A 24,815-nucleotide genomic window follows, 5' to 3' on the forward strand; every position below is an offset into this window, starting at 1 on the left:
TGGTCGCGGAAAGATGACTTAAGAGTGCTTCGGGGAGAAATTCTAAAACCTGCTTAAGGGAGAATTTGTGATCTTTGAAAACGGGCATAAATAATTGATTATCAACTGCTAATATACAAAATAAAAACAGAAAAACAAATTAATTGTTTGATAATCAGCAGTATAAGTGTGCTTTTCCGTACGCCAAAAAACAAAAAAGTCGGAAGAATTTTTCTTCCGACCATGACTAGAAAATTTCCGCTTTTATTTTTTGTTATTATAATCTATATCTATGATTAATAATACTATCTTTTTTGTGGATACTGAATATTAGTTCACCTTTCTTCTTCACAATAGTATCACCAGCTTCTATTTCATCTTTATATGAACTCCACCATCTATTATAGTGATTGCACTCGCAAGGTTTTTTTGTTAGAGGATTATAACCTTTCGCTTTAAACATATCGGAAGTATATGATGAAGGAGGTGTTTCTACAACTAAAATGCATTCTTCCTCTGCAAGTCTCTTCGCATTGCTTTGATGATCTATACGATTTGTAAAAATGAAAAAAATCAACACAATTACTAAACATATAATTAAGCCTATTTTCGGTTTCATATTTTAATTAAATTGAGGGGAGTATTTAACATTTTTACGAAGCCAACTGCCAATTGCTGATGGAGTATTATTAACTTTTTATGTGATATCAGTTGTATGCGTTCTTGAAACGCTTGCATCATAACCAGTTCCTAAATTAAAGCTTGTAGCTTGAGTTCCATAATCAGCACGACCTACATTATTATCATTTGCGCTAAAACTGTGAGAACCTCCATAAAAAACAGAGCCGGAAACTTCTGTAGAATAACCAGTAGCACCTTCAAAAACATTAGTATATTTTGCTCCATCTTTTTCTCCGTATGCATTCATTTGAAATAATGAAAAACCAACATCGCCAGGACTTTTGGCTCCTAATTTCCCTCCATCAGTTTCAAATATTCTAAATTGCTCAGTACCCAAATTATAAGCAAGAGAATATGATTTGGTTATATAACCATAACTCATATTAACTGAAACCCCAAAAGCATATTTACCAAACATTTTTGCTTGTGCAGCCCCTAATGTTGTCTCATTAACAGCAGTAAAATCTTCAGACCAATTTCCTTCAGTTTTTAATGTTACTTCAGATCCGGAAATAGAAGTATAAGTATTATTTGTTTTGCCGTCAGAATAACTATCATAACCTGCTGTTGCTGCTTGTGAAGCACTTTTTATCTTATCTTCCCAATGCCACTGTGTACTTCCAGTAGCATCTGTTTTTCCAACCCAATCCGTCCCTTGCCTTCCATCAGGATCAATAAACCTTAAAGGATTATTAAACGCATAATTATAAGGACTGTGTCGAGTCATCTTTTCAGCCAGCGGATCAATCACGCCCCATCTTCCTAAGTCTGGCATATAGAATCTTGCACCATAATCATACATTCCTGTCTCCTGGAGCTCCTTCCCATTATACTTGTAACTGTAATAGCTTCCCAACTTTGAACTGCTAAGCATTCCCTGAATATGGTTTAATCCAAATGGATAATAGTTATTGGTATCCGTAACTTCCAAAGCGCCTTCGATGTTTTTGGCAAAACTTACCCTGGCATTTCCAAGGTGATCTCTGTACTGGTAAATATAACGGTTTTCCGTGAAACTGTAAAACCCTTCTGCTGTGGGTACAAAATCCAGTTTCCATTCAGGGGGACCTCCAATAACAAGACCATCATTGATGTTTTTATAAGCCTGTTCTTCAAAAGCAGTTTCACTTCTACAAGTCAGACATAAGCCCCCTCCTTCATTATAATCATACTGAAATCCATCAAGATAATCTGTAATACGTGTGGAGCCTGATAAACCTTTTCTTCCGTAAATCGTATGGTTTTTTCTGAGCTTTGTTCCATCTGCACGGTACAAATACCCCAACTGCGCATTTCTAGCCTGTCCAAGACCAAATGGATCTACGTATGTTATTGAAAAAGTATTAGGCAGGTTAAGATAATTGTAAACAATACTCTGTATCCCTTTATCTTTCATCGTGGTCATATTCCCGTTCAGGTCGTAATCAATCATATTGTTTCCACCTTCATATCCTGCGTCATTTAAGGAGCTTTCAATGACCTGGTTCAAACGGTTTCCTGTATAATTATAGGTAAGATCATCAACAAGCTGTGCGTTTCCTGTAGGAGCTTTTCCGTTTCTATTTAAATGAGTGATGTTTCCGTTCAGGTCGTAAACTGCATTTTCATTAAAGAAATAATTATTGGGAGCAGTAGTGTATGCTTCTCGGTAAATCGCATCTGTCAGTCTGTTCAGCTTATCGTAAATATAATGGTATGCTTTGTAAACATCATCAGCGGTTTTCCAGTGTACTTCTGCAATATTCCCTCCATATTGGGGGGCTGACGTGGTAGGAATAGCAGGATCATTGATCTTGGTCATCCAGCCACGAATATTGTATTTGTAATCTATGCTTTGAAGCGGTGATCCAATGCTGATTCCTCCCACTTTCTTGTTTTCAAGTTGGGAAAGTTCATTATACTTGTTTTGGGCAAGAATTTCTTCTGGATTACTGTCTACCTGATGCTTATGGACAAGCAGTCTGTTCTGATGATCATAGGTGAAGTTTTCAGTGATCACTCTTTCTGTATCTGTATCTAATCTTTTATGTTTTGTTATAACTTTTTGTGGAACGCCAGCAAACTCCAGCTTGGATTCTGTTTTGGTATAGCCTCCCAAATGATTGATGGAATAGGTTCCTACTGCACGACCTTTGGTATCATAATAGGTATAGTTTTTTGTCCAGTTATCATCTTCAATATTCTTTACCAAACTCATGACAGGTAATCCTTTGGTGCTTCTTCCGTCAGTTGATGGAGTTTCTGTCAAAATAGATTCTCCCTGAATGGTGGATGGAAAAGAGGGATTAAAACTGTAAGCAGGATATGTATCATAGTAAGTCAATGACAACAATGTCACCCAATTTGAAGAGTTTGGATAACTACTGTCCTGATTTCCATAATACACATCCACTCCCTGCCTGTTGAAAGGAGCTGTTGTTACTCTGTTAACATTATTAGAGCCGAAACCGTCAACTGTACCTTGCTCAACACTTCTTTGGTAGCCTGTTCCGATTCCAGTAATGGCAACTCTTCCGAACTGGTCATATTTGGTATACAACCATTGTCCTTTTTCCTTTAAAACAGTGTCTTGGGTGGCAACTAAACGATCCTGTTTATCATACAACATGTATTCCCAGCCTTTTCCAGGTACCTTCTTTTCAACGAGTCTGTCTCTTCCGTCATAGCGGTATTGGTAACATAGCTCATCATGTTTTACAGTATTAGTGGCAATATCACCACGGATACTTGCAAGCGGTGGAATAACAAATGCCAGCTGATTATATTCATTATATACATAGTAAGTATCTGCATACTCGTCGGCAGCAATTACTTTTCTGGCCAGAATAAGCTGTCCCTGTCCGTTTTTGAATTCTATGGTTTCATTGCTATCTTCATCTTTTACAGAGTTTTTGTACAGTTGCCCGTCGGTATATAACCAGTTTTCACCCAAAACAGATTTTGTAGCTCCATTTTCCCAAGTGGTAACAGTAGTGAATTTTTTCACCCTATCTGCAACGGTAACGGCATCATAGCCAAATTTTACGGGTTTGTTACTCCAATCATTTCCTACCTGTTTCTGTTCAAGGATTCTGTCAAGAGGTGAGTTTTCAAATATCTTTTCTGAAAAGATCTTTTCCGAGCCATAAATATCTGGCTGGGTAGCATTAGCCAGTGATAAAGGAACAATACCTCCGTTCTGGGTCCCAGATTGCGGAACGGGTAAGTAATCTTTTACCTGCCTTCCGAATGCATCGTATTCTATATGAGTAACAACATCTCTTCCCAGAGGTGAGGCTTTTACATTGACAATTTGTTTTGGTCTTCCCAGACCATCAAAATACTGAACGGTTTCTGAAGTTTTTGTAGGTTGGGTACCGTTGTAATCAAGATAAGTCTTGGAATACACATAGTTTTCTCCCTAGGTAAGCTGGGCATGCACTGAATGAGTGAGCAGCAACAGCCCAATGGGAATGATTATTTTTTTCATCGTGTGTTAGTTTTTGTAATTGTATTGGTATTCTTTCAGCACTTTTCCATTGCTATCATTTTCTCTTACTTCTTTCAGTCTGTTTGCGGTATCATAAATGTAGAACTCTCTGATGCCGGATGGCGGCGTAATACTTCTTACTCCAACTAATTGATCATAGCTATACGTACTGACTTGATAAGCTGATAATGCGGAATTATTTCTAAATAGGTCCAAAGCGGAGATCAGTGATTGCTCTGAAGCATCAGTACCCAGCTGACCATCATTAATAGATTCATTGACAATATTATCGATGAGTGCCTGAGAAATACCAGCAAGCTTAGCACCTCCTATTTTGGCTATAGGCTGGGTTTGGTTATACCCCCAGATGATAGTCGTTGAAGTGCCATCTTTTGTCGTGTACTGCTGTAAATTACCTTTGGAATCGTATTTGTCATAGGTAACTTCAGTAGACGGAGCGTTGTTCTGAAGATCATAGGAAAGAACGGATAAAGGAAGACCCAGAGAGGAACTGTTGTTGGTAATTTCCGCAACAGTTTTTGGATAAATAGTCTCAGTTCTTGACAGTGTTTTTATATTGGTTCCAAGGGTTTGGGTTGTAGAAGTTTCTAAAGGAATACCAATCATGTTCTTACTGATCATCAACTGGTTGCCTTTTTCATGAGCATATTGATATTGGGTTTGCGAATTTGAGTCCGGAAATCTAATGTCAATAGTTAACGGGTTTATATGCTTATAAGAAAAATCATATAAATAATTTGTAATTTCATTTAGACTCTTACCTTCCAAATAGTTGGTGGAAACAGCCATCATCTTTTTGACCCATGCAGATGTAATTTCATATCTTTCAACATAAAAAACAGGGCTTCGGGACTGGCAACTTCCGTTGATGTCATACATACTGCAACTGGAAGACTTTAACCCAATAAAGTAAGGTCTGATTGGAATATTTGGAAAGTTGGCACTGTAATCACTTGAGAGCTGATTAAAATGATTATCAAACTCATATATCATACTGTCCTTTTTGACTAACTTTTTATTGGAATTATAATATTTTCTATTGAGCAATACTCCACGGGCAAATTGGTTATTGGCATACGTAAACAATGGGCTTCGTGCATTTTTTGGATTGGTGTGAGATCTGTTTAAATATTCATCAATAATTTCATAGTTTTCACTACTGTTATTCAAATTCTTAACTCGAGATGTTACCTTATTGTAGATCGTAGGCTTCCCATTGATTGTCGCAATATTGAAATTTCCTGAATTACTAATAACCAATTGTTCACAACTGGCCCCAGTATTCTGATCCTCAGCCACTTCCTGAATGTATGAATAATTAATATCATCCGCCATATATACTCCGGTAGATTTGTTATTCTCATCTTTATAGATGAATTCAGTTTCATTGGTAATATTACCAGCATCTATTTTTTTTATCTTCTGAACCCTGATTCCTCCGACTGATTTGTTATACTGTTTATTTTGGGATGTTTTTTCAAACCATTGTGCATTTAAGGTAGCATAATGGGTGGTAGCTACATTTCCTACATTTCTTATCCTTATTTTGTAGGACGGTTTTTTATCTTCTGTTATTTCATAATCCTTGTTGATCAGGAATGTTTTGAGAACCGTATTGTTATTGTCAAGTAACTCTCCTACAAAATGTGGTCCTTCAGGCAGATTAACCTGGTCACTATCATCAGGATTGGCACTACTCTGAAAGGTAATTTTAAAATATACACTGTTTGCATCACTATTAACGCTGAATATACTACCCAGAGGTTCTAGGTTTGAAATCATGAAATTTTTCTTTTCAATTTGGGTTTCTATACCTTCAAAATAGAAATCATCTAATTCATATTGAAATTCCATTTTCCCACCGGTAGGATATTGAATTTCTTTCAAACTACCTGAAATAGCATAGTTAATGTCTGGATTTTTATTATCCCCATTGCCATATCGCTGATCGCCATATTCTACATAAGGAATTCCTGTGTTTATAACTTTTCCGTTATAAAAGCCAACATGGTCCGTCTGATCGGAAAGCCTGTTTGGCAATGGGTTATCTTCATAATATTGAAGTCTGTATTTTGAGTTGTTTTTATTATTGACAACTTCTTTCAATTTTAATCTTTTCGTAGTATATGGAAGTTCAGACCAATAATCAAATATAGAAGGAGAATCCCCGCTCACAAAATATTCTTTTATCAAGCTGTAGTCTTCTACCAATGCATTATTTGTATTCCTAATTTCTACTTTATTTAGAGAGAGTCCATTATTAATATCTTCACGTCCAGTATAAAGAAATTTTATTGTGTTCCCTTCAAAATCAATGCTTTGTAACACATTTTCTGAAAGAACATTTGTTTTTGTGGCAAATTCCTCGTAGGTTATTCCATTCTGAACTGAACATGCACGAGGAATTTTGAGACCTTTATAGTAATTGCTTAAATAACTATAATTTGTACTTGAATAATTAAATTTAATTTCTTTTCCGGAGGTAAGTACAATTTTAGAGATCACAAAATCTGTAGTGTGGGTATCATCAGGAGAGGGTGCTGAGCCTCCTATATTCAGAATTTGGTTACCTGGAATGAAATAATATTTTACACCTCCATTATCAGTAACCGTAAATGAATCTTCTATTTTTACAGTACTATATGGGATCTGAATAATTTTACCTAAGCTGTCAAAATAAAATTCTCCAGAAGAACTTCCGGCAACATATGAATAAATATCCGGTTGAGTATCATACTTGGCCAGTCCATTGAATCCTGTAGCTTTCATTGCCAGATCATAATCGGTGGGATTACTAGGAACCGGATTAAAGCTTATTGGATTGATATAGGGAATTTTTCCTTTATCTTCTGCACCAAAAATTTGCTTAGAAAGTGAAATGCCTCCAATTGAGAGTGACCATCCGAGGCCAACTTTTGAAGCAGTCTCTTTAACCTTCACTCCGGATGCATGATATTTTAGAGAAATTGGTAGAGTATAGTCACCCACTTTTATGGTATACAACGGAATATCGACACCAACTGATCCTGTATGAGTAGAGGTCGGCATATCAGTGTGTTTTGACAGTTGGGCTGCATCAGGAGATTTTATAGTTAAATTGTATTTGCTATCGCTTGAGTTTACTGACTGGGAATACCCGATCGAGTATGCTAATACAATAAAAGATAGTATAATTTTTCTTTTCATTTGGTTTTATTTTTTTATCAGTTTAGCACTTGCTGTTTTATTATTATCCGTTTTTATCGTAACCAGATAAGCTCCCTGAATTAAATTCTGAGTATTAATCTTCGTCACTTTATTCTTCGTTTTCACAGTCTGAAGCTGTCTTCCACCCATATCGTACAGGATAATATCTGCTTCTTTGAATTCAAAGCCTATTTCCACATAAGCATACTCTGAAACAGGATTAGGATAGATTTTAATATCCTGTTTTTCAATCAACTGGTCAAGCTGTTTATCTCCCAGTTTTACAATCTTCCAGTTTTCTTTTCCTAGTTCCTCAGCACTGGTTCCCGCTAGAATGATTGAACCGTCTCTGTTTAGCTTTATATCAGATAATCTTTCTTCTCGTTTTCTGGATTCACCTTTCACATGTTTGCGCCACTGCTCATTTCCATCTGCATTTAAATAAAGCATCCAGAAGGTTTCATCGTCAGTTTCAACCCTTCCTTCTGTCTGCCTGTAGCCGCCTAAAAGGAGTCCTTTAGAAGTTTTATCATCTGCTGAACGAAGGACACTCATACCCATCAGGATATCTCTGTTTTTGAAGCTATAAGACTTCTGCCACATTTCTTCTCCTCTTTCGTTAAGCGAGATTAGCCATAGATCTGTTCCTTCTTCAATACCCACAGTTTTATTTCCTGATCTTTCTGAACGGCTTTCGCCACCGATGATATAGCCAGTCGATGTCAAGGCTAGGGTTCTTAGATGATCATCTGCTTTTCCTCCGAAGTTCTTTTCCCATTCTACTTTTCCGTCTTTTGAAAGTTTGATAATATAGTAATCTCCTTCACCAAAGTTTTCAGTTTTCTTTGAACCGCTCAGGTTGCTTCTGGAATATATCCCTAGCAATGCACCACCATCTCTAGTTGGGATCATTTTCTCTACTTCATCTAACCCACGTCCTCCAAATACGGATTCGGAAAGAGTTTTTCCGTCTTTGTCTAGTTTTATAATCAAAACATCTTTTGATCCGTAACCTTTAGCAGAGTTCTGCACATTTCCAGCCACAAAAAATCCCAAATCTGTAGTTTGAATTACTGATCTTGCTTCTTCATCAGATGCTGACCCCAATGTTTTTTGCCAAAGTTCATCCCCAAATTCATTGAGTCTAATCAACCAAATATCGGATCCGCCTTTGCTATCGTCTTTTTTATCCAGCCCCTTTTGAGAATAAGTTGTACCAGAAATCAAAAAACCTCCGTCTTGTGTAGAAACGGTTACAGATAAATAATCATGGTTTTGACCTGAAAAGTACTTTTCCCAGACCTCCTGACCCTGTTGGTTTAATTTGACTAAATGGAAATCGTAGCCATTGTTTTGTTTACTGTTTTGCTGTAGCTTACTGCTCTGAATTGAGCTTCCCGTGATCAAATACTGCTGATCGATTGTTGTGGTTACCTGGCTTAAAAAATCCTGTGTACTGGATTTAATATCCTTTTGCCAGACCACTTCCTGAGCATTGCTCAAGATTGTGCATATGGTAAATGCACTCATGTAGAGTTTTGTCATCTATTTTTGTGTATTTGTTAGTTTAACTTAAGTTTATTTTGCAAATTTAACATTTTTTAATAGTGATTTAGATCCCATTAATGAGATTTAATATGAATTTTATCACATACAAAGGATTATTATATATTTTTAAATCTTTAGTACTACAAATCTATTATAGCATAGCGACAGAACGTGTCGTGTTAAATTATAAATGCACTTATTTTGTAAAAAGCTGGAAGCATCTAAAATTTTAGTTAAAGGAATAGACATTCGTTTAAAGAGCTTATCTCAAACAAAAACGGTCAGGGTATTGTTATCATAAAGGAGAATTTACCCATAAAAAAGCATCAAAATTTAATGTCTGATCCATCTAAAAATGGAGCCCAAAGACTATATCAATTTTGTTTCAAAAAAAATTCACGTTCCGATGTAATTTTATATTTGCAGTAATATATATTTTTTTATATTAGTTCAATAAATACAATATTCGAAAAGCGGATAGAGTAAGAAAAAATTAATCCAAAATTACTATGAAAAATTTAAAAAAAATTTCGAGAGAGAGTTTAAAAGCTGTTAAAGGAGGAATTACACAAGAATGTGCAGTCTGGTGGGGTTCAGGTAAGCCATATTATAAAACTGAGGCTGCTTGTATTCAAGCAGCTGCAAATAATCCAGATGATTTTCCTTACTGCCATAATGAATGTGGACGTTGGTACGGTTACTAAATTTTAAAATAAATTACAATGGCTGTTTTCTAGTGAAACAGTCATTTTTTTTGTTGAGAATCCCCCAATAGAAGTAGATCCTCAACATGAAAAAAAAAGCCATTCTATTTTAGAATGACTTTTATACATTTCAGAGTAAATCAAAATTTTAATATCTCGAAATCACCACCCAAGCTGAGCCAGTACTCTGTACCACAATTGCTCTTCCCCAATCATTATTATTCAAACCGTAATTAGTGAAATTTCCTCCATTAATTCTAAAATTTCCATTTACGGTAACGTTTCCAGCCGTATCATTAACCAAATTATACACTTTCCCCTGATTGGCCATACTTGCGGCCGGAAGTGAAATATTTCCTGCTACAAGAATCGTATAATCATCTGCGGCAACAGCCCCCGAAGACAAAGTTTTTATTTTTGCATTTAAAGACGAACCATCTTTCCATGATAATGTTCCAGCCCCGTCTGTGACTAAAGCCTGATTGGCCTGGCCATTTGTTCTTGGAAAAGTATAGCTACCCTGAGGCACACCAGATGTGTCTTTGTAAGAAAAAGTAACTCCTTTCAGTTTTTCCAAAACAAGATCTGTTGATTCAACCCCATTCCCATTGTGGCTCAATGTAAGATTATTGACGGTTCCATTGCTTATTCCCCATACAGAAGCATTTACACTTTGATCCGGATTATTCGCCACTAAAGCAAAAGATCCGCCAGTAGCCCCTGAGAAAGCAGCCATACTACCTCCGCCTGCTCCATAGTTTGACTGTAAACTGCTTATTCCTGGTCTCGTCATCACTACACTTGTACTGGTGGCAGCAGACAAGTCGTTATTGTCAGCATAATAGAGTCCATTTCCAATCCCAAAAAGATTCGTATCTATCCCAAAGTAATTGCTTCCGCTTCCATACTGAGCTTTCATGTCACCCTTCACTTCAAATTGCCTGTCAGATACCACATCAGTGGCAGCAAAACCAATCCCCACTTTTCCATTTTGATAGATATTTTGAGTATTGGCAGTTGCAGGACTGCCTGTATTCTGTATATTCCATGGTGATGCAGAAATACCTGTATTCAGTTTTACCCATTTATTCAAATCACCATTAAAGTAATAGTATCCTACAGAATTGACATCTACCGTTTGATCGCTTAAAGCTCCGGCAGCTGTCACATATACCAGAGCTCCGGTCTGTAAAGGAGTGTAGATTTTTACATTTAGCTGATCGCCAGTGATTCTGGGTGCAATAATCCCATCCAATTTTGAAGTATCGGTCGGATTTCCAACTACATCGAGTGTAGCGTTTGGCAGGCTTGTATTCACTCCTACTTGAGCAAAACCAAAAGAACCTACCAATACTAAGGCAGGAAATAATTTTCTTAACATATTTGTTTTTTTTCAACAAATATATAATTTATTTACACATTACATCAATTTTTTTATTAATTAATATAATAATCAATAAAAAAAGACAGCTTTATCAGCTGTCTTCATAATATTATGTTAAGTAACGATTATTTTAAATCAAATCTATCCAGGTTCATCACTTTCGTCCACACTCTCACAAAATCATTGACAAATTTTCCCTGAGCATCATTGCTTCCATAGACTTCAGCAACCGCTCTCAATTCAGAATTTGAACCGAAAACAAGATCTGCTCGGGTAGCTGTCCATTTTGGCTGACCTGTTGATCGGTCAGTCCCCATATACACTTCACGATCTTCTGAGATTGATTTCCACTGTGTTCCCATATCCAAAAGGTTAACAAAGAAGTCGTTGGTAAGTACTCCAGGACGGTTGGTAAATACCCCGTGTTTTGATCCATCGAAATTGGTATCCAAAACACGCATTCCTCCTATTAATACTGTCAGTTCCGGAGCTGTAAGCGTTAGAAGCTGTGCTTTATCAATCAACAAAGATTCTGTGGATACAGAAAATTTACTTTTCAGGTAATTACGGAATCCATCTGCAGCTGGTTCCATATAGCTCATAGACTCCACATCGGTCTGTTCCTGGGAAGCATCCATCCTTCCGGGCGTGAAAGGTACTTTAATATCCTGCCCGGCATCTTGTGCTGCTTTTTTTACGGCTGCACTTCCTGCCAAAACAATCATATCTGCGATTGAGATTTTCTTTCCTCCGCCTTGAGAATCATTAAATTCTTTCTGAATCTTTTCCAATTCTCCCAAAACTTTTTGAAGCTGAGAAGGGTTATTTACAGCCCAGTCTTTTTGAGGCGCAAGACGGATTCTGGCTCCATTAGCTCCACCACGTTTATCACTCCCCCTGAATGCAGAAGCAGAAGCCCATGCGGTAGATACCAGCTCTGAAATAGTCAGCCCTGAATTCAATATTTTTCCTTTTAATACATCAATATCTCCATCATTCACCAATTCATGATCAACTGCCGGAATAGGATCCTGCCAGATCAGTTCTTCCTGTGGCACATCTGGTCCTAAATACCTTGCTTTAGGGCCCATATCTCTGTGCGTAAGTTTAAACCACGCTCTGGAGAAGGCATCAGCAAACGCATCCGGGTTTTCGTAGAAATGTCTTGATATTTTTTCGTAAACAGGATCCAGTCGCAATGAAAGATCTGTCGTAAGCATTGTAGGTCTGTGCTTTTTATTGGAATCAAAGGCGTCAGGAATGATCTCTGCGCCATCTTTTGCCACCCATTGATGAGCGCCGGCGGGGCTTTTTGTAAGCTCCCACTCGTTTTCAAATAAATTCTTGAAGAAATAATTACTCCATTCTGTCGGAGTTTCTGTCCAGGTTACTTCCAGCCCACTGGAAATGGCATCTGTTCCTCTTCCTGATTTGTATGTACTGCTCCACCCTAATCCCTGAAGTTCAATTCCGGCTGCTTCAGGTTCTTTTCCTACATGATCGGCAGGACCGGCACCGTGTGTTTTTCCAAATGTATGTCCACCCGCAATCAAAGCTACCGTTTCTTCATCGTTCATCGCCATACGTCCGAAAGTATCTCTGATATCTTTAGCGGCAGCAATAGGATCAGGATTTCCGTCCGGACCTTCAGGGTTTACATAAATAAGTCCCATCTGTACGGCTGCAAGAGGCTTTTCAAGATTTCTGGAATGAATATCACCGTCTGCATTGTCATCAGTAGGAAGTACACCATGTTGTTCAGTTACTCCTTCTGATCCGTGAGCATAACGAAGATCCCCCCCCAGCCACGTTTTTTCAGAACCCCAATAGATATCCATATCCGGTTCCCACACATCTTCACGTCCTCCTGCAAATCCGAATGTTTTAAAGCCCATAGATTCCAGAGCTATATTTCCGGTCAGGATCAAAAGGTCTGCCCAGGAAATGTTCTTTCCATATTTTTGTTTAATAGGCCACAACAATCTTCTGGCCTTGTCCAAGCTCACATTATCCGGCCAGCTGTTCAACGGTGCAAAACGCTGCTGTCCTGCTCCTGCTCCACCCCGGCCATCACCTACACGATAAGTCCCGGCACTGTGCCATGCCATACGGATAAACAAAGGACCATAATGACCAAAGTCAGCGGGCCACCAGTCCTGAGAATCCGTCATTAACGCATGAAGATCTCTTTTTATGGCCTCAAGATCAAGGCTTTTAAATGCTTCAGCGTAGTCAAAGTCCTTATCCATAGGATCTGAAAGTGATGAATGCTGACGCAGGATATCTACCCTCAATTGCTCAGGCCACCAGTCTAAATTCTTGGTTCCTCCGCCTGCTACAGCTTCCTTTTTCATGGTTCCATTATGAAATGGGCATTTACTGATATCATTCGAATCTTTTTCCATTGTCGTTTAATTTTTTATGTTGATTAATACAGTTTCTTTGTAAAGACATGACAAACTTATAAAGTTTATATAATATATACAATCTATTAATTTTAATTTAAACCATAGTTAAAAACTATAATCAATTCAATTTTACAAATCTTTTTATAGTATGAGATCAAAAGGTACAATAATGCAATTAAGTTAATAAAAATTAAAGAACATCTGTATAAAAAGCAAGATGAAACTATCATATTTAGAATGATTCAAATGAGTGGTCTATAATTTGATAATCAGTTCATTCGATTTAATAAAATTTGATTATTTTTATATTTCAAGTATACAATTGATATGAAAAAAATACTCGTTATTCTTCTTGTTGCATTCATTATTATTCAGTTTTTTCCGATTGATAAAACCAATCCGCCCGCTACTCCGGGTATGGATTTTCTGAAGATTAAAAACACGCCGGAACCTATCGCAAAGATCATCAGTACATCATGCTATGACTGCCATTCCAATGAAACTCAATATCCATGGTATTCCAGTATTTCACCAGCTTCGTGGTTTGTTAAAAATCATATAGATGAAGGCAGAAAACAGCTTAATTTCTCTACCTTTGCGGTGTATGAACCCAAGATACAGGCACATAAATTGGAAGAATGCATAGAAATGATCGAGAAAGAAGAAATGCCTTTGGAATCGTATTATGTAGGACATCAGGATGCCAAATTGACTCCTGAACAACGGAAAGAATTGGTTAAATATTTCAAAAAAGTAAAAGAAGACACCGAAAGGAAAATGGTATTTTAAACATCAGCATCATGCGGGAGAACTGGGAAGACAAACATATTGTATTTTTTGACGGCGAATGCGGCGTCTGTAATTTTTGGGTGCAATGGATTCTGGAACGGGATAAACATGATAGGTTCATGTTTGCATCTCTGCAATCAGATTTTGGCCAGAAGTTCCTGTCTGAAAGAGGTCTGGAAAATAAAGTATTCAATACCCTTTACCTCTGGAAACCTGGGAAATATTACTATACAAAATCACGGGCGGTACTGCAGATAGCCCATATACTGGGTGGTATTTATAAACTGTCCGCTGCAGGAAAAATAGTACCCGCTTTTTTAAGCGATCAGGTGTATGATCTTATTTCAAGAAACAGAATGAAACTGGCTAACCAGAAATGCTTTCTCCCTGATCAAAATCAAAAGAAAAAATTTATTGAAGTCTGATCTTTAATTACAGATTTCTGCAAAACGTATATGAAAAAAGCAAAGATGAATCATCTTTGCTTTCTTATTTATTACACTTGTTTTATTGGTTCAAAGACCATATTGAATAACTATTTGGCGGAGACTGGATTTTCACCCATTTGTCTCCCTGTGTTGTAGGATACCAGGTAGAATTACCAGTAAAATCTTTAATCTGCTGACTGCTCCAATTGGTTTCCACCCATCTTTCCTGCCAGCTTGAAGAATTGTTGATATAGACTACCAGTCCCGGATTTCCGTTGTACCCGTTACGTCTGGCAATATATTCATCATTATCCGTATAAAGGATTGAAGTGGTTCCGGTAGCTTTATTGTTATGGATCCAGATCAGATTATTCAGTCTTTCTTTATTCAGCCATTCTTCATAATCCCGGTAAAAGATGGTCGGATACCCTTCATGAGTCAGAATATAAGCATAAGCCGGCATTTTGTTGTTAATGATATCCGTATCGTGATTGGCTACGAAAGTAACAGCTTTGTAAGGATTTCTCTTCCACATCATATCGTCATTCAAAGCATTTAAATTTCCGTTATCAAAAGCTTCATCCATTTTATAATACGCTGCAAAATCGAATACAGAACTGTTGGCATTATTAGCCCACCATTCTAGGGTATTCACATTGGAATCCCACAACTCACCCACGGAAAATCCGCCCACGTTACTATTCCAGTTATTCACGACCCAAGGTCCGAAACCTTTCACATAATCAAATCTCCAGCCGTCAAATTTCATGACATTCTTATAATATTTCCCGACAGAATCATCTCTCCCCCAAAGCCAGTCCTGAACGTAGGGATTAGCGTGACAAAGATCCGGAAATCCACCAAAAGCGCCTTCATCATTATTTCCGTAAGAATTTTTGTAAAAATCATTGTAGCTTCTCGGAAATTTCCCTGAAGCAATGGCTGAGAAATCGGTCCATGTGCTTGTTCCGGTAAAAGGGTTGGCCTGAGACTGTCCGCCACTGTTGTGATTGATGACAATATCTGCATAAACCTGCATATTTTCAGCATGGGCTTTTGTAATCAACCCTTCCAGTTCAGTCCTTGATCCAAACCTCGTTTCTACGCTTCCGTTCTGATTGAAATTACCGAAATCATAGTAATCTGTAGGATCATACCCCATTGAGTAGGCTCCGTTCTGAGCTTTTGATGCAGGCGGCAGCCATACTGCCCCGATTCCTGAATCTGACCAGGCGGTTAACTTGCCTGTCACGGTATTCCACCAGCTCCCACCTTCGGGGACATCCCAGTAAAAACCCTGCATAAGCACTCCACCTCCAGGACCGGAGACAAATTTTCCGGATACAGATCCGCTTCCGGTACTGAAGGGACGCCCGTCATGGTTGGTAACGTTTACGATTTTGGAATGAACTTCTTCATTGCGGGGATTTTCATTGTCGTTTTCATCATTGTTCCGGCAGGCACTAAAGATTGTTAAAACCAGCATCGAAACTAATAAATGTGTTTTTTTCATACTACTATTTTAATTATTAATCTATTAACTAAATTACAATTTTCTTAAAACAAAGTCTAAAAAAAGTGAGATATTTTCATTTTCACGAAAAGATCTCCAGAAAAGACTGCATACAATTTTCATTAAAAAATCATAAACTTTTCATATTTTCAAAACAATTTTTCTTTTAATCCATATATTTGCATATTATGGAATATAACACCCAAAGAACTCAGCTTCATATGCCGGAATATGGCAGAATCATACAGCAGTTGGTTGAACGCTGCAAGGAACTCCCTAACAAAGAGGAAAGGAGTGAAATGGCAATGGCTATTATCGATTTTATGGGTCAGAGAAACCCTCAACTCCGTGACGAAGAAAATTATAAACATAAACTTTGGGATCATCTTTTCATTTTAGCAGAATATGATCTCGATGTAGAATCCCCATATCCTTTCCCCACCAGAGAACAATTGGCAGAAAAGCCTAAAAGAATGGAATACCCTAAACTTCAGGGAGATTTCAAGTTTTACGGGAAAAGTATCCTTCAACTGATTGAAAAAGCAATTGAACTTGAACCGGGTGACGAAAAGGAAGCCCTTATCGAGGTGATCGCCAATAACATGAAGAAGTCTTACAATGTATATAATAAGGAACATGTAACGGATGACGTTATTTTCCGTCACCTTAAAGAGTTGTCTGCAAACAGGTTGGACCTTACCGGAATAGAATCTCTTGAGAAGAGCAAGATCTACTATACCAGCAATAACAATAGCCGTAACAACAGCAACAACGGACGAAATAACAGCAACAACGGACGAAGCAACAGCAATATTAATAATAAAGACCAGACTAATAAGAGAAGGCATAACAACAACAACCATAAAAACAGAAAGTAATGAGTGGAACATTTCAGATAAGGGGAGGAAAAAAACTGCATGGGGAAATAACTCCACAAGGGGCAAAAAATGAAGCTTTACAAATTTTATGTGCTGTCTTGTTAACAGATGAGGAGGTAAGAATTAAAAATATTCCTGATATCCACGATGTAAACAGGCTGATCGAAATCCTTGGGGATTTCGGGGTAAAAGTAACAAAAAACGGCCAGGGCGATTTCACATTCAAAGCCGATAAGGTCAATTTTGACTATATAAAATCAGACGAATTTAAAAAAGACGGCGCTAAACTGAGAGGTTCCATTATGCTGATGGGTCCGATGCTTGCCCGTTACGGTGAAGCGTATATGCCGACTCCTGGAGGTGACAAGATTGGAAGAAGAAGACTGGATACGCATTTCCAGGGATTGGTAGAATTGGGTGCTGAATTCAATTATGATGAAGAGGAATATTTCTATTCACTAAAAGCTAAAGAACTGAGAGGGAAATTTATCCTTCTTGAGGAAGCTTCTGTAACCGGGACAGCCAATATCGTAATGGCTGCTGCCCTTGCCAAAGGAAAAACAAGAATTTATAATGCTGCCTGCGAACCTTATCTTCAGCAACTTTGCAAAATGCTGAACAGAATGGGGGCTAATATTTCCGGAATCGGCTCCAACCTTGTGACCATTGAAGGGGTAGAATATCTTCACGGTACAGAACACACGATGCTTCCGGACATGGTAGAGATCGGATCATGGATAGGCCTTGCCGCCATGACGAAATCTGAAATCACCATCAAAAATGTAAACTGGAGCCAGCTTGGCGTGATTCCAAATACATTCAGAAAATTAGGAATTCAGCTTGAACAAAGCAATGACGATATCTTTATTCCTGCTCAGGAAAATTATAAGATCCAGAAGTTTATCGACGGATCTATCCTTACCATTTCAGATGCTCCTTGGCCGGGATTCACACCAGATTTATTATCCATTATTCTGGTAGTGGCTACTCAGGCGAAAGGAAGTCTTTTGGTTCACCAGAAAATGTTTGAATCCAGATTATTCTTTGTAGATAAACTGATTGACATGGGGGCACAGATCATTTTGTGTGATCCGCACAGAGCTACGGTAATCGGGATGAATCAAGAATCTCCGTTAAGAGGAACGACTATGGTTTCTCCTGATATCAGAGCCGGAAACGCCCTTCTTATTGCAGCCCTTTCTGCGGAAGGAAAATCCATCATCCACAATATCGAGCAAATCGACAGAGGTTACGAAAATATTGACGGAAGACTGAAAGCCATTGGTGCTGACATTGAAAGAATTTAAAAATACATTGTATTCCAATAAAAAAGCGTTCAAATTAATTTTTGAACGCTTTTATTTTTTTGAAACATCGGTTACCAGCCACCTCCGCCTCCGCCGCCACCTCCACCGCCGGAGAATCCACCTCCACCGGATCCGCTGCCGGAACTGGATGGCTTTGTAGATGCAGACTGTATGGATTGCGTAAGACTTGAGTTTAAAGTATTTCCGAATGCATAATGATTCATCACGCCCCCGTAATACCAGGTATTATTATATTCTGTTGATGTTCTTTTCAGTAAATCATCAAATTTCTGTCCCCAGATCTGATCTACTCCCATCACCATAGCAAAGGGAAGAAGGGTCTCAAAAACCTGTGGAGTCATCTGAGGTGGATTATGGAATTTCAGTTGCTCATTTTCTGCTGCTCCCATATACATTTTGAACCCGTCTATCAATGATTTTTTTCTCAACTTTTCTTTGGATGGCTGTTTGATTAAATACTGATACAGCATCATCACTGAAAATGCCAGAACAATGAAAATATAGCAGACACTGAAATTGATACTTTCAGCACCTGTACTTTCCTGAGAAACCACCCCTATTACTCCCAGTATAATACTAATGGGAATAGGGATAAAGAATAACAGTTTCCATGATAATTTTTTCGCAAAAAATGCTATTAAAGCAAACGCAACAAAAAGAATAATATATAAAATTACTCCGGCAAATACTCTTTCAAACTCAGGTAATATATGGTAGCTTATCAATAAACCTAAGCCGTAAACCAGAGTAATAATGATCCATGGGAGTAATAATTTCTTTGTATTATTTCCTTCATTTAACAAATCATCATGCTGAAATTTCAGTGTTTCTTTAAAATTAAGAACTGCTTTTTCAATTTTCGAATTGTATTTTCCGTCAAACTTCACAGAATTTTCAGATGCTGAAAAAAGACTGTTCATCAGATTGATTTCTTCTTTAGACAGGGTTTCATCTGCCGGTTTCAGTTTTTCCAGCGTAAAAGTTTTGGTATTAAAAAATCCCAACAGACCCGAATCTTCACCTTCAATAATCTTTACGTAACCTTTTACAGCAAGGTTGACAACGGCCGCGGTAAGGTATTTATTTTTAAAACTTTCAGAATTGATATAGCCCAGAGAAGACGGTGAAAGATTTTCAGGAACATTGAACTGTGGATAAACGGTTGGCATTTCGGGATCTATTCCGTATTTTCTCCATGTTGAATAGAGATACATCAAAAATCCTAGGAATACGATACATCCACCCATCAGAATTCCATATTTTTCAAGAAAAGTTGGCGGCGGCGGTGGGACCATAAGTCCTTTTTTGAAACCCACTGCAACAGTGAGCCCTTCATTAGCCTTAAGCCCTGCAGCCCTCCACTCTATGGAATGATCTGACAGTACCTGAGCCGTACAGTTCTGGCTATTGCTGCCATATGCTCCGGTATAGCAAGAATTTTGGATGATTCCGGCCCCTTCCGGAAGGTTTACTTTGGCAGAAATAGAATCTACATCAAAATCCCAGTAGGTCCCGTTTACATTCCAGTAAAATTCATCATACTTCGCAAAAAATCCGATCTGGTTCTCTGCTTTGTATTGTATTTCATAGTCGTAGGTTCCGGGATCCAGGATAATATCTTTGTTTCCCGCATATATTTTTAAATAACCGTCCCCGGTTTCTTCATGGTAATTTTCATCGATCCCGTTTTTTTTAACAGAGATGATCGTGTACCTTACTTTCTGTGTCTTATTGTTCAGATTTCTGGATAAAGGAAGTGCCCGGAAAATACCTCTTTTGATATTATTTCCGAGACTGTACACTTTTATATTTTCCGTGACGGTAATTCCTGAATTTTTATCCACGTCGATCTCCGAATGGAAAGAAATAATTTTTTCCGACCCTATAATCGACAACTGATCTGCCCTTGCCAGCTCATTTTGGGCAAAAGCAATGAAAAAAAAATGAAGAAGGAAAAGTTGTAACGACTTTTTCATTCCTAGAATTTTACGGTTGGAACTTCTCTTTCAGCAATATTATCCAGTTCGAAGAAAGGTGATTTCTCAAATTTGTACATATTGGCAATGATATTACTTGGAAAAGATTCTACCAGTGTATTATTCTCACGCACCGTTCCGTTATAATATCTTCTTGATTTCTCAACATCATTTTCTATGGAAGTAAGTTCGCTCTGCAGCTGTTGAAAATTGGCATTAGCTTTCAAATCAGGATATTGCTCTGCTACAGCAAATAAATTCATCATCGCCTGATTCAGGTTTTTCTCAGCCGCTTCTTTAGCCTGAACAGAATCTGCCCCTACGGCCTGTGTTCTGGCTCTGATGACACTATCAAGGGTTTCACGCTCGTGAGTGGCATAGCCTTTCACTGTTTCCACAAGATTGGGGATGAGATCATGACGTTTTTTAAGCATAACATCAATACTGCTCCACGCTTCCTGAACCAGATTTCTCAGTTTTACAAGACGGTTGTAGATAGACACTGCATAAATAGCGAACGCTGCGATTAAAGCAATAATAACTAGGGTCATAAATTTTTATTTTATATCCTTTAAAAGTACTGTTTTTTTGAATCGGAAATAGAAATTTAAGAATACTCGGGAATTATTTTAATGGAATTCCCTTTAAATCATTAAAAATATTGAAGTGATATAAGAAAATAAAGCTAAAATAATAAGATTTCTATTTAAACTCACAACACAAAAAAAGTACCCGGAAAACCGGATACTTTCTGTAATTAAAACTATATGAATCTCCCCTAAAAATACTTCCGGCAGTTGTATTCCACCATGGTACTTAAAAGTTTATTTTTATTCAGATAGAACTCCAGCTGCTGGTAGTCTTCTGAATTGACATTAATATACAATTGTACTGAACCAAAACTGTTTCCATTCACATATTCTACATTGGCAGACAACACCCTGTGGCAGATTCCAAACTGATTGTAGATGGTATTCATTAAATGCTCAAATTTCATTTTGCCATTCAATTCTATTTCCAGTATCAGTTCTTTTTTAGGCAGCCCTATGGTATTATTGGGTATTACCTGTAATGTTGAATTAGGTGTAATCATCATTAAACAATTTTTTGGTTAAACATTTTCTAGATCATGTTTGCTTTCTTGCGTTAAATCTTTGACAAAAATATAAAAAATTATTAGTCCACCAAATTAGTAGACTAATAATTTTGAATTTTAACATATTATTTTTAAGCTTAGGATCATAAAAGAGAATTATTTCCCACAGATTACACGAAGATCACATATTTTAAATTAATCCAAATAAAAAATACCCCTAAAGATCATTGAAGTCTTTAGGGGCAATATTATTTTATGGTATGATTTACAGTTCTCCTACTCTTTCCAGTTTTTCTGAAGCGGCCAGTCCATTGGGATTACATCCGGGTTCTCCTTCCGGAACGGCCAGGTTCTTTTTTCTATAAAATTCTGTCCAGAATTCATTGGTATGACCGGTTTTAGGATCAATAAATGTCATAGGTTCTAATTTGAAGATCTTGTTGTCACGGAAAGTCCTTTCGATATAATCTGAACAGTAATATGAATTTTCATCCAAGATATAATTGAAATTATAAGGCTTCCCCAACATAGATTCTGCCTTTTTAAGCGCTGCAGGAACAGATTTCTGATAGTCAGATTTTAAACGGTAAATCATTACTTTTTGTCCGTCATTAGACTGATCTTTAAGAAAAGATGTCAGGTCTTGTTTCTGGGAGCCTCCTTTTGGTGCAGCGTGCAGCACATACCAATGATTATTTTCTTTTTCTACAATTCCGATATGATCAAATGATGCCTCTTTCTGTTTTTGAGTGACATTATTAATCGCTCCTGAAAGTCCGGTTTCTTTTGCTGTGACGAAAAGCAGATCACCATTCTTTAGCTGCCTGGCTTTAGGATGGGGAGTACAATTCTGCCATAAGAGCATGACAGCAAAGAAAATAATATAGGTAAAGGTTTTTCCGGTTTTCAAAAAAGGACCATTTTTTAATTTAATCATAACAGGTTTATGTTGAGCCGTCAAATTTACAAATTGCATTCATTATATGTATGTGAAAATACTTAATTACCTTTGCAGGACCAGCCATAAAACCTGAATTCTATGCCTCATATCCTGTTAGTTGAAGATGATAAAAGACTTTTGCAGCTGATTGCGAGAGGAGTGATGGAAAATGATATGGAAGTAAACATTGCTGCCGACGGTGAAACAGCCCTCAAACTTACCGAATTGATGGATTTTGACCTCATCATCACAGATATTATCCTTCCTGTTAAAAATGGACTGGAATTCTGCAAAGAGATCAAGGCACTGAAACCCGAAATCCCCGTTATTATGCTGACAGCATTGGGAACGACAGACGATAAACTGGAAGGTTTTGATTCCGGGGCAGATGATTATCTTACAAAACCCTTTGAAATGCGTGAGCTTATGGCCAGAGTCAAGGTTCTGCTTAAAAGATATTCCACCTATCGTCCGGAAACCTCGTCTGTGCTTCAATACGAAGATATTGAGATGGATTTGAAATTAAAAACTGTCATCCGTGCCGGATATCCCATCAAGCTTACTCCCAAAGAGTTTAACCTGATGAAATTTTTGCTTGAAAATCCTGAAAGGGTGCTTTCCCGCCATGAAATTGCAGAAAATGTATGGGATACTCATTTTGATACAGGTACGAATTTCATTGATGTTTACATTAATTATATCAGAAAAAAAATAGACCGTAGCTTTGAAACCAAGCTTATTCACACCAAAGCAGGCATGGGTTTCATTTTAAAAAAGGGCTACGAAGACAACTCCAACACTTAAAGATTCGCCATGAAAGTTAGAACCAGGCTTACCTTACTGTTTACATTAGTCACTGCGATGCTCATCAGTTTTTATGGCGTTGCGATCTACTATTCTTCAAAGGAAGCCAGGGAAACTTCGTTTTATACGGAACTTAAAAGCGAAGCTATTGCCAAAGCCAATCTCTTTTTCCAGGGTGCCCTGAGCGAAAAGGAAATGCATCAGCTTTACAAAACCAATACCCAGACGTTAAGTGAGGTTCAGGTTGCCATCTATGATTCCGGTTTCAATCTTGTGTATCATGATGATTCAAAAGTGGATTATGTGAAGGAAAACTCCGAAATGCTTTCAAAGATCTTTAAAAGTAAACAGCTTTTTTTCTTTCTGAATGATTTTCAGGTGGCAGGAATCGTTTATTCCCATAACGGAAAACAGTATGCAGTCACAGCAGCAGCTTATGATCAGTATGGTTATAATTCCATCCATCATTTATTGACCATCAGTATTGTTTCCTTCATTATTATCCTTGTCCTTATTTATCTGGCGGGTCTTTTTCTTTCTAAAAAAGCGCTCAGTCCTGCCGTGAAAATGGTGAAACAGATCAAAAGGATCAATGCAGGAAAACTGCAGCTCCGACTGGATGAATCTGAAGAGAAAGGAGAATTCCATGAACTTGAAAAAAACTTCAACCAAATGCTGGAAAGGCTGGATCATTCTTTCAATACACAAAAGCATTTTGTCTCCAATATTTCCCACGAACTGAATACGCCGCTTGCAGCCATGACTGCTGAGCTGGAACTGGCTCTCCAGAAAAATTATACGCAGGGCGAATATCAAAAGATTATCCTGAATGCCTTAACGGATGTGAAAAACATGAGTAAGCTTTCCGGAAGTTTAATGGATCTTGCCAAAGCCAGCTATGACCCGGCTGAAATAAGTTTTTCCGAGATCAGGATAGATGAAATTCTAATGGACTCTTATGCTAAAATCAGAAAAGAAAACCCTCAGTATAAAATCAACCTCAACATTGATCCTGAGATGGATGAGCAGAAACTGATCCACAAAGGAAATCCTTATCTTCTTCTGGTGGCATTCAACAATCTTATTGACAATGCCTGTAAATACGCTTCAGACGGCACTTGTTTTATTGATGTTGCTTCAGCTTCAGATCATCTTTCCATTCAGTTTATCAACAATGGACTGCCTGTTTCTGAAAAGGATCAGCAGAATATTTTCAAACCTTTCTACAGAGCTGAAAATTCCCTTGATCAAAAAGGATATGGAATAGGCCTTTACCTTACCCAAAAGATCATTAGTCTTCACCATGCCCAAATCCAGGTCTCTTCCAAAGAAGATACGACTACTTTTCAGATACTGTTTACATGAATTTATTTGAGACATCAGATGCCAGACATCAGATTTCAGACAGAATCGTGATGAAATAGAAATTTAGATTTATTTTAATCGTTAATAAAGTTTCGAGATACGCGTTTCCGGTTTCGCATTTTGAAACAGCAACTTGTCAACTTGTCAACTCGCAACCGGCAACTAAATTCCACTTTCATACACTCTCCGACCCTCAAACTCTAAAACTCTAAAACCCTCATACTCTCTAACTTCTAACTTCTAACCTCTCTAATAGAATTCTAATAACTTTCTAAACCATCTCTAACAGCTTACGCCAGCCGTTACCACTACTTTTGC

The 24,815-nt window shown here is 37.7% G+C and carries 18 protein-coding genes; 7 read left to right on the top strand and 11 right to left on the bottom strand.

Translation table 11 applies throughout. The features are described 5' to 3' along the window. Nucleotides 1-256: 256 nt before the first annotated feature. The 4 genes from HHL23_RS15445 to HHL23_RS15460 all read right to left on the bottom strand — a co-directional run bounded on the left by HHL23_RS15445 (nt 257) and on the right by HHL23_RS15460 (nt 8,881). Entirely contained in the window at nt 257-598 is a 342-nt protein-coding gene (locus HHL23_RS15445) for a hypothetical protein (RefSeq protein ID WP_169235692.1), read from the bottom strand. A 78-nt stretch (nt 599-676) separates the two neighbouring features. After that, nucleotides 677-4,048, bottom strand: coding sequence for a DUF6443 domain-containing protein (locus tag HHL23_RS22850; protein WP_169235693.1), 3,372 nt, complete (start codon nt 4,046-4,048; stop codon nt 677-679). An 87-nt stretch (nt 4,049-4,135) separates the two neighbouring features. Continuing rightward, nucleotides 4,136-7,336 carry a hypothetical protein gene (locus tag HHL23_RS15455; protein ID WP_169235694.1) on the bottom strand — a complete coding sequence of 1,067 codons (3,201 nt, stop codon included), beginning with the start codon at nt 7,334-7,336 and terminating at the stop codon, nt 4,136-4,138. A gap of 6 nt (nt 7,337-7,342) precedes the next feature. Then, nucleotides 7,343-8,881 carry a T9SS type A sorting domain-containing protein gene (locus HHL23_RS15460; protein ID WP_169235695.1) on the bottom strand — a complete coding sequence of 513 codons (1,539 nt, stop codon included), beginning with the start codon at nt 8,879-8,881 and terminating at the stop codon, nt 7,343-7,345. 512 nt (nt 8,882-9,393) lie between these two features. Between HHL23_RS15460 and HHL23_RS15465 the strand changes: the two genes are divergently transcribed. Next, nucleotides 9,394-9,588, top strand: a complete 195-nt coding sequence (locus HHL23_RS15465) for a bacteriocin-like protein (protein ID WP_169235696.1) — start codon at nt 9,394-9,396, stop codon at nt 9,586-9,588. 148 nt (nt 9,589-9,736) lie between these two features. Here the strand turns inward: HHL23_RS15465 and HHL23_RS15470 are convergent, their stop codons facing one another. Further along, nucleotides 9,737-10,969 carry a hypothetical protein gene (locus HHL23_RS15470; RefSeq protein ID WP_169235697.1) on the bottom strand — a complete coding sequence of 411 codons (1,233 nt, stop codon included), beginning with the start codon at nt 10,967-10,969 and terminating at the stop codon, nt 9,737-9,739. Nucleotides 10,970-11,097: 128 nt separating this feature from the next. Next, on the bottom strand, nt 11,098-13,377 hold the full coding sequence (gene katG, locus HHL23_RS15475) for a catalase/peroxidase HPI (protein ID WP_169235698.1): 2,280 nt from the start codon (nt 13,375-13,377) through the stop codon (nt 11,098-11,100). 330 nt (nt 13,378-13,707) lie between these two features. On the opposite strand from katG, the gene HHL23_RS15480 reads away from it, so the two are divergent. Beyond that, nucleotides 13,708-14,169: a heme-binding domain-containing protein gene (locus HHL23_RS15480; protein ID WP_169235699.1), complete on the top strand. Its 462-nt coding sequence runs from the start codon at nt 13,708-13,710 to the stop codon at nt 14,167-14,169. A gap of 11 nt (nt 14,170-14,180) precedes the next feature. Then, a complete protein-coding gene (locus HHL23_RS15485; protein ID WP_169235700.1) occupies nt 14,181-14,594 on the top strand; it encodes a thiol-disulfide oxidoreductase DCC family protein in 414 nt (137 codons plus the stop codon). Between the two features lie 82 nt (nt 14,595-14,676). Here HHL23_RS15485 and HHL23_RS15490 read toward each other — a convergent pair whose 3' ends face one another. After that, nucleotides 14,677-16,110 (bottom strand): alpha-amylase, encoded by a 1,434-nt coding sequence (locus HHL23_RS15490; protein WP_169235701.1) that lies wholly within the window; start codon nt 16,108-16,110, stop codon nt 14,677-14,679. A gap of 188 nt (nt 16,111-16,298) precedes the next feature. On the opposite strand from HHL23_RS15490, the gene HHL23_RS15495 reads away from it, so the two are divergent. Next, nucleotides 16,299-16,988, top strand: coding sequence for a DUF4290 domain-containing protein (locus HHL23_RS15495; protein ID WP_169235702.1), 690 nt, complete (start codon nt 16,299-16,301; stop codon nt 16,986-16,988). After that, nucleotides 16,988-18,295 carry a UDP-N-acetylglucosamine 1-carboxyvinyltransferase gene (murA, locus tag HHL23_RS15500; protein WP_169235703.1) on the top strand — a complete coding sequence of 436 codons (1,308 nt, stop codon included), beginning with the start codon at nt 16,988-16,990 and terminating at the stop codon, nt 18,293-18,295. Before HHL23_RS15495 ends, murA begins: the two co-directional genes overlap by 1 nt. 71 nt (nt 18,296-18,366) lie before the next feature. Here the strand turns inward: murA and HHL23_RS15505 are convergent, their stop codons facing one another. From HHL23_RS15505 to HHL23_RS15520, 4 genes are all read right to left on the bottom strand, one after another. Beyond that, nucleotides 18,367-20,292, bottom strand: a complete 1,926-nt coding sequence (locus HHL23_RS15505) for a DUF2207 domain-containing protein (RefSeq protein WP_169235704.1) — start codon at nt 20,290-20,292, stop codon at nt 18,367-18,369. 2 nt (nt 20,293-20,294) lie between these two features. Beyond that, nucleotides 20,295-20,843, bottom strand: a complete 549-nt coding sequence (locus HHL23_RS15510; RefSeq protein WP_169235705.1) for a LemA family protein — start codon at nt 20,841-20,843, stop codon at nt 20,295-20,297. Nucleotides 20,844-21,070: 227 nt separating this feature from the next. Continuing rightward, entirely contained in the window at nt 21,071-21,388 is a 318-nt protein-coding gene (locus tag HHL23_RS15515) for an NIL domain-containing protein (protein ID WP_228464790.1), read from the bottom strand. A 265-nt stretch (nt 21,389-21,653) separates the two neighbouring features. Next, nucleotides 21,654-22,325, bottom strand: coding sequence for a YiiX/YebB-like N1pC/P60 family cysteine hydrolase (locus HHL23_RS15520; RefSeq protein ID WP_185194882.1), 672 nt, complete (start codon nt 22,323-22,325; stop codon nt 21,654-21,656). A gap of 102 nt (nt 22,326-22,427) precedes the next feature. Between HHL23_RS15520 and HHL23_RS15525 the strand changes: the two genes are divergently transcribed. Together HHL23_RS15525 and HHL23_RS15530 are read left to right on the top strand one after the other, a co-directional pair. After that, nucleotides 22,428-23,132, top strand: a complete 705-nt coding sequence (locus HHL23_RS15525) for a response regulator transcription factor (RefSeq protein WP_169235706.1) — start codon at nt 22,428-22,430, stop codon at nt 23,130-23,132. Between the two features lie 9 nt (nt 23,133-23,141). Continuing rightward, on the top strand, nt 23,142-24,497 hold the full coding sequence (locus HHL23_RS15530; RefSeq protein ID WP_169235707.1) for an ATP-binding protein: 1,356 nt from the start codon (nt 23,142-23,144) through the stop codon (nt 24,495-24,497). Nucleotides 24,498-24,815: the final 318 nt, after the last annotated feature.

Origin of the sequence: Chryseobacterium antibioticum (genome assembly GCF_012927325.1) — a bacterium.
GTDB classification, from domain to species: Bacteria; Bacteroidota; Bacteroidia; order Flavobacteriales; family Weeksellaceae; genus Chryseobacterium; species Chryseobacterium antibioticum.

Excerpts from the sequence above, each read along its gene's own strand:
- HHL23_RS15445 (WP_169235692.1), bottom strand. The coding sequence starts at position 598 with ATGAAACCGAAAATAGGCTTAATTATATGTTTAGTAATTGTGTTGATT.
- HHL23_RS15455 (WP_169235694.1), bottom strand. The coding sequence starts at position 7,336 with ATGAAAAGAAAAATTATACTATCTTTTATTGTATTAGCATACTCGATC.
- HHL23_RS15460 (WP_169235695.1), bottom strand. The coding sequence starts at position 8,881 with ATGACAAAACTCTACATGAGTGCATTTACCATATGCACAATCTTGAGC.
- HHL23_RS15465 (WP_169235696.1), top strand. The coding sequence starts at position 9,394 with ATGAAAAATTTAAAAAAAATTTCGAGAGAGAGTTTAAAAGCTGTTAAA.
- HHL23_RS15470 (WP_169235697.1), bottom strand. The coding sequence starts at position 10,969 with ATGTTAAGAAAATTATTTCCTGCCTTAGTATTGGTAGGTTCTTTTGGT.
- katG (WP_169235698.1), bottom strand. The coding sequence starts at position 13,377 with ATGGAAAAAGATTCGAATGATATCAGTAAATGCCCATTTCATAATGGA.
- HHL23_RS15480 (WP_169235699.1), top strand. The coding sequence starts at position 13,708 with ATGAAAAAAATACTCGTTATTCTTCTTGTTGCATTCATTATTATTCAG.
- HHL23_RS15485 (WP_169235700.1), top strand. The coding sequence starts at position 14,181 with ATGCGGGAGAACTGGGAAGACAAACATATTGTATTTTTTGACGGCGAA.
- HHL23_RS15490 (WP_169235701.1), bottom strand. The coding sequence starts at position 16,110 with ATGAAAAAAACACATTTATTAGTTTCGATGCTGGTTTTAACAATCTTT.
- HHL23_RS15495 (WP_169235702.1), top strand. The coding sequence starts at position 16,299 with ATGGAATATAACACCCAAAGAACTCAGCTTCATATGCCGGAATATGGC.
- murA (WP_169235703.1), top strand. The coding sequence starts at position 16,988 with ATGAGTGGAACATTTCAGATAAGGGGAGGAAAAAAACTGCATGGGGAA.
- HHL23_RS15505 (WP_169235704.1), bottom strand. The coding sequence starts at position 20,292 with ATGAAAAAGTCGTTACAACTTTTCCTTCTTCATTTTTTTTTCATTGCT.
- HHL23_RS15510 (WP_169235705.1), bottom strand. The coding sequence starts at position 20,843 with ATGACCCTAGTTATTATTGCTTTAATCGCAGCGTTCGCTATTTATGCA.
- HHL23_RS15515 (WP_228464790.1), bottom strand. The coding sequence starts at position 21,388 with ATGATGATTACACCTAATTCAACATTACAGGTAATACCCAATAATACC.
- HHL23_RS15520 (WP_185194882.1), bottom strand. The coding sequence starts at position 22,325 with ATGATTAAATTAAAAAATGGTCCTTTTTTGAAAACCGGAAAAACCTTT.
- HHL23_RS15525 (WP_169235706.1), top strand. The coding sequence starts at position 22,428 with ATGCCTCATATCCTGTTAGTTGAAGATGATAAAAGACTTTTGCAGCTG.
- HHL23_RS15530 (WP_169235707.1), top strand. The coding sequence starts at position 23,142 with ATGAAAGTTAGAACCAGGCTTACCTTACTGTTTACATTAGTCACTGCG.